This window comes from uncultured Meiothermus sp., assembly GCF_937863175.1.
Taxonomy (GTDB): Bacteria; Deinococcota; Deinococci; order Deinococcales; family Thermaceae; genus Meiothermus.
Window position 1 is genome coordinate 1 of sequence record NZ_CALMCQ010000320.1, and the last position, 5,076, is coordinate 5,076.

The 5,076-nt window shown below is 58.4% G+C and carries 6 protein-coding genes; 3 read left to right on the plus strand and 3 right to left on the minus strand.

The features are described 5' to 3' along the window. Both Q0288_RS12170 and Q0288_RS12175 read left to right on the plus strand, forming a co-directional pair. Window positions 1–1,161, plus strand: a 1,161-nt coding sequence (locus tag Q0288_RS12170; RefSeq protein WP_299430778.1) for a TetR family transcriptional regulator, incomplete at its 5' end; no start/stop codon positions are given. 8 nt (window positions 1,162–1,169) lie between these two features. Beyond that, window positions 1,170–1,727, plus strand: coding sequence for a hypothetical protein (locus Q0288_RS12175; protein ID WP_299430780.1), 558 nt, complete (start codon window positions 1,170–1,172; stop codon window positions 1,725–1,727). A gap of 40 nt (window positions 1,728–1,767) precedes the next feature. Here the strand turns inward: Q0288_RS12175 and Q0288_RS12180 are convergent, their stop codons facing one another. Both Q0288_RS12180 and Q0288_RS12185 read right to left on the minus strand, forming a co-directional pair. Continuing rightward, window positions 1,768–2,187, minus strand: a complete 420-nt coding sequence (locus tag Q0288_RS12180) for a YbaN family protein (RefSeq protein WP_299430782.1) — start codon at window positions 2,185–2,187, stop codon at window positions 1,768–1,770. A gap of 252 nt (window positions 2,188–2,439) precedes the next feature. Further along, complete coding sequence (locus Q0288_RS12185; RefSeq protein ID WP_299430784.1) at window positions 2,440–3,426, minus strand: iron ABC transporter substrate-binding protein; 987 nt, start codon at window positions 3,424–3,426, stop codon at window positions 2,440–2,442. Window positions 3,427–3,633: 207 nt separating this feature from the next. Here Q0288_RS12185 and Q0288_RS12190 point away from each other — a divergent pair, with 207 nt between their 5' ends. Further along, entirely contained in the window at window positions 3,634–4,086 is a 453-nt protein-coding gene (locus Q0288_RS12190; protein WP_299430786.1) for a hypothetical protein, read from the plus strand. A gap of 21 nt (window positions 4,087–4,107) precedes the next feature. Here the strand turns inward: Q0288_RS12190 and Q0288_RS12195 are convergent, their stop codons facing one another. Next, window positions 4,108–4,905 carry a YwiC-like family protein gene (locus tag Q0288_RS12195; RefSeq protein ID WP_299430788.1) on the minus strand — a complete coding sequence of 266 codons (798 nt, stop codon included), beginning with the start codon at window positions 4,903–4,905 and terminating at the stop codon, window positions 4,108–4,110. Window positions 4,906–5,076 lie beyond the last annotated feature (171 nt).

Here is a 5,076-nt window from a genome sequence, read left to right on the forward strand (position 1 = left end):
AACCCACTGCCGGGTTGGAACAATCTTTCCAACCTGACCGGTGAGAACAGCCCCTTCGACCTGCTGACCTTCTACGACCAGTTCACCCACCCTTTTGAGTTCCTGATCAATCCGGCCTCCTCGAGGGCCTTCATCAACCCCAGTACCGGATTCCCCGAAATTCAGATTAACGTAGATGCTACCGGCATCCAGATCACCGACTACCAGGGCAACCCCATCCACCTCGACCTGGGGCTGGGTACCCCTGCTGGTGTGGGTTTCAGCAAGGCCCTCACGCCTGGATCGCTTTTACGGATTCCTTTTTCGTTAGGGAATAATTTCTACCTGGACTTTGGTCTGTACGCAGGGGGTTTGGGTCTGGGTCTCTCGCCCAACGACCACCTCCGCCAGGCCTTGAGAAGTGGTCAGCTCGAGCCCAACACCGAGTATGCCCTCAACCTGAACGCGAGCGCACAGGCCGGTATCAGCGTGGGTTTTGGCTATGCGACCCGGCTGCCCGACCTGCCCATTCCCGACTTTGGTACGGCCAGACTCTACGCAGGAACTCGAGGCGAAGCCTTTTACGGGCTGGCCTATCTGGAGGGCAGCGGCAGCGTGGGGGTTCAGACCAATGCCCAGGGCCAGTTTGACCCCAACCAGCCACCGGTCTATCGGGGCAGCGTGTTTTATACCATTCCTGGCAACGGCAGCGGTTTTGGGGTCAGGGCCGATATTGGCGTGGTGATGGAAACCCAGGGCATCACCATCGGACTGGGCATACGCAATGCGCTGGGATTTGCTCGCTGGAGCGGTACGGAGCTGCGCTGGGATGGTTCTTCCAGCAACCCCATCTCGGGGCATGGCGAGCGCAGCGGTTTTGGCTTTATCCCTGCTTTCTTCCTGAATGCGGCCACCAGGCTACCTCTGGAAGTCGGGTCGCTGATTGTAGGGGGCGATCTGGGCTACGAGACCAGCCTGTTTGGCCGTTTTGGCGGCGAGTATAGCCTGGGGCCTGCGCGCATTCGGGCCGGACTCGGCTTTGACAATGGTTTCCGCTTTGGTCTGGGGGCTGGGTTTGTGGGGCCAGGGTTCACCATAGATACAGCCCTGACCACCCACCGCGCGCCCATCGTGGGCAGTACAGTGTTTGGTATTGCCCTGAGCCTGGGTTTGGGGTTTTGAGGTAAGACATGCCTAGACTGACCTTTATCACACTAATCTTGCTGCTGGTAGGTTGCAGTGCGGCCACCCGCTACATAATAAACGTCAATATCCTCAGCTTTATTCCCCAGAACCAGCGTACCCTGACCATTCCCGCGGGATCGGGATCGCTGCTATTTCCAGGGGCTAACCAGGAAGGACTCCTGGTTCCACTGCCGATTCGGCTCGACATCCTCGAGCGCGGACAGATACTGGTGGTCGCCAACCTCACCAACACCGGCAACACGGCCTTCAGCGGTAGTTACGAATTACGCCTGGCACGCGAAAACGACACCAATGTTAACGACAATACCGGGGGCGATATCGGGCTGGGGGCCGGCAGCTTCAATGTGCCGGTAGGGGGCACCCAGGAAATCTCCATCAACCTGGCCTTGAGCGACACCCAGAACAGACATGCCCTGGATATCATCAGAGGCGGCGCTTTCCGGGTGGCCATCCGCGTCGGAGCCAGTAGCTCCGGCGGTACCCTGGCCCTAGGTCAGGGTCGTATCTCGGTCACTGGACGACCCTTCGCAGTAGTCAAATAGACAAGAAAGCTGCCATACCGGGTATTTTCTGGGCACCGCTCTAGGGAGCTTCACTAAGCAGACGCTGGGCCAGTACGAGTTCCTTGGTTGGAATCCGGCTATGGATGAACCAGAATCCCACCAGTCCCAAGACCAGCACCACGCCTTTCACCCACAAAACAGGAATTAAAAAGATTGCGCTGGTGAGGGCAAAAAAGCTCAACATGCACAGTGCGAAAATCTTGGCTTTGCGGGGCATCCCGAGCCCTGAGCGATAGTCGCGCACCAGTGGCCCCACTTTCGGCAGGCCCAGTATCCAGCTGAGAAAGCGTTTGCTGCTCCTCGAGAAAAAGTAGGCAGCCAGAATAAAAAATACCGTGGAGGGCATTCCCGGAATGATCGCACCAACAAAACCCAGTCCTGCAAAGAAAAAACCTAGAGAAAGCCAGAGGGGTCGAAGAGGGTTGATGGGCGACTTCATAACTTCACAGTATGCCAGAAAACCAACCGGGATAAATGTACTCCTGTGGGGCGCCTGGAACGTATCGTGAAATCAGAACACCCAGTTCGGTGTCATGGTGAACCGGGTGAAGGGCCTGATACGCTGTACTGCACTGGATTCAATTTTGCGAAGCCGGTACTGTAAATCACCTCGGCCCTGGCGCCTTCAATACCAGCAGCCGAGGTCATCAAAACCATCGGCTGCTGGGTTGTTGGCCTGCGATTTGTAAGACTACAGTAGCCCAGCCTCGCGCAGTAGCCTGAGCGCAGTGCCCAGGGGCAGCTTCTCAAAATCCACCCTGGGGCTCTTGGCTACCGCCTGGGCGATGGGCAGCAAATTTGATGTGAGCACAATGCCCCGGGCAACGGGGTACTCGATAATCTCGCTGGTGAAGAATTGCTGGCCTTTGGGCGACAGCAGCCACAGCAAGAAACGATTGGCGGCAGTTAAGTTTTTGTGGGTTCTGAGAATACCGGCACCGGTCACCAATGCCAGTCCACCCACGTCTCCATCGGCAAAGTAGTAGGTGCCGATCGGCTGCCCAGCCCGCACAAGGCGCTGGATGTAGTAGTGGTTGGTCGAACCCAGATCAATTTCACCCGAACGAATGGCTTCCATCATGGCCGGGTTGGAGGTGTAGGATTTGGGTTCCAGAGCCCTCATCTCAACCAGCCACTGACGGGTGCGTGCTTCGCCAAACTGCATGACCATCGCGGCAATCATGTCCTGGAAGCTGCTGTAGGTGGGCGTCCAGCCGATTCGGCCCCGGTACTGGGTCAGCCGGGGCATGTCCATGATGCTTCTGGGCAGGTCTTCGAGCTTTACTCTGGCGGGGTTGAACCCGATAACCCGCAAACGCATGGTCAGGGGAACCCACTGGCGGCTGGCAGGCACGAAGTTGGTAGGAACCCGCGTAACGGAATCCCCCAGGCGAATAAAGAGCCCCCGCTCGGACGCAACGCCCAGTGCGCCCGCGGTATTGGCCCAGAAGATGTCCGCTGGACTCCGGCTTCCCTCTTCTTGTAGGGCCGCCAGAATTTCGGCATCACGCCCATAACGCACATTAACTTTGATTCCAGTCTCGGCCTCGAATTGCTTGACCAGTGGTTCAACCAGCCCTTGCCCTCGGCCCGTATAGACCGTAAGGCTTTGCTGCTGGGCTTGCGCCAGACCCAGTAGTGTCAAAACTGCAAAGATCAAGGCATGATATTTTTTCACTTCCGTCCTCCTCCGGCTCCAGGGTGAGTTTATTGGGGGACTGGCTCTAATGTCAAGCATTCCAGTCGGATTTATGGTGTATTGACCAGGATACTGCCCGGAACGAATGAATTTTGGAACCCACCGTTGCGGGCTGTTCGTGCGGCTCAACGATGGTGCGAGGTTAACTTATGTGTTTTCGCGACTTTCGCGGTTAAACTCGAGCTAATGCGTCACTTCCTCACCCCCACGGTAATTAGGGCCATTGGGCAAATACTGGCCGTTTCGTACCCCCTGCTGGCGCTCTCGGCAGGGGCTCGCTCGATCTATCAGCTTTTCTTCAAGCCCGGTGTAACCGACTTTTTCCCCCCTGCCCTCTCGGCTGTGGCTGCGGCCATTTATCTGGTAGCAACGGTGGCTTTTGTAATACGCAAACCCTGGGCCTGGTGGGTCTCGGTGGTAGCCCTCACCTTCGAGATGGTCGGGGTGCTGGTGGTAGGCACGCTGAGCCTGGTGATACCGGAAGTCATTGGGCGCACGGTCTGGCACGACTTCGGCATTGATTACGGCTTCCTCCCCCTGATCCAGCCCCTACTGGGCTTGGTGTGGTTGTTCTGGCCGGATAACCGGAGGGTTTTTTTTGCACCAGGTATCGAACAGCAAACTCCAAACGCGCCCTGAACAGCCTGGACATCGCGCTAGCTATCCGAGGTGCAGGCCCACTGCCGTGCTGGCTACAACCAATAGCCCAAAAGCCATCTGGGTCCAACCGACCAGTCTGGCCGGCACAGGCGGCCTGGCGAGGGTGAAGAGTGAAAGTGGAAAAAGCATTGCCAGGGCCACTACGCTCAGCCAGGGAACCAGGCCCGCCAGCATCCCGAGGATCAGCGCTGTGATGGCAAGCCCTTCCGCGATATAAACTGCGGCCAGATTCACCGACTCGCCCCTGGCCCGCCGAACCTGTGCACGAGCGTAGTAGATGGCGGCAAGTGAGCGCATCGCCAGTACCAGCCACAACCCCAATGCGAGTTTGGCCTCGAGGCCTCCGGCTAGCCCAATGCCTGCCGCCACCGAACCCATCGCGGCAGCCCCGGCAATCTCGGGGATCAGGTTGCGGCCCTGGTTGTGGGCATCGAACCAGAGCTGAAGGCCGATCAAGGGCAGTGCGGCGATCAGGGGCCACCAGAAACTGCCTTTGGCTGTGATGAAGGCCAGGGTCAAGCCAGATACTCCGATGGCCCCGTACAACAGAGCGAACCGCCGGGCAATGGAGGTGCGGGGAAACTGCTTGCCGCGCCGCAAGTCGGCCAGCCACAGCTTGAGCGGATGGCGGGTGAGGAAGGCCGCCAGGGCGAAGACGCCCAGCCCCAGCCCAGCTCCCGTGGGTGCAACCAACAGGCCCAGCAGGACGGGCTCGAGGGTGAACCCCCAGCCGCCGTGCTCGTTGGGCAAGGCAATCGTTTTGAGAGGTACGCGAACGCTGGTGGGTTGTGTGGCCATATGCTTGCTCGGGTACTTTGGCTCTTGGGGTGAACCGTGTGCAGGACTTGCAGCCGTTCCTGATGGAACTCTATCCACAATTCCTGTCGCGCAAACCCCTACTCCTTCGGAAGTAAAGTTAGCAACATCGTTAGCGGACTCTCTGCCCGTAGCGCATGAACCAGGCCCGCA

Coding starts and splice junctions, on each gene's coding strand:
- Q0288_RS12175 (WP_299430780.1), top strand. CDS start 1,170: ATGCCTAGACTGACCTTTATCACACTAATCTTGCTGCTGGTAGGTTGC.
- Q0288_RS12180 (WP_299430782.1), bottom strand. CDS start 2,187: ATGAAGTCGCCCATCAACCCTCTTCGACCCCTCTGGCTTTCTCTAGGT.
- Q0288_RS12190 (WP_299430786.1), top strand. CDS start 3,634: ATGCGTCACTTCCTCACCCCCACGGTAATTAGGGCCATTGGGCAAATA.
- Q0288_RS12195 (WP_299430788.1), bottom strand. CDS start 4,905: ATGGCCACACAACCCACCAGCGTTCGCGTACCTCTCAAAACGATTGCC.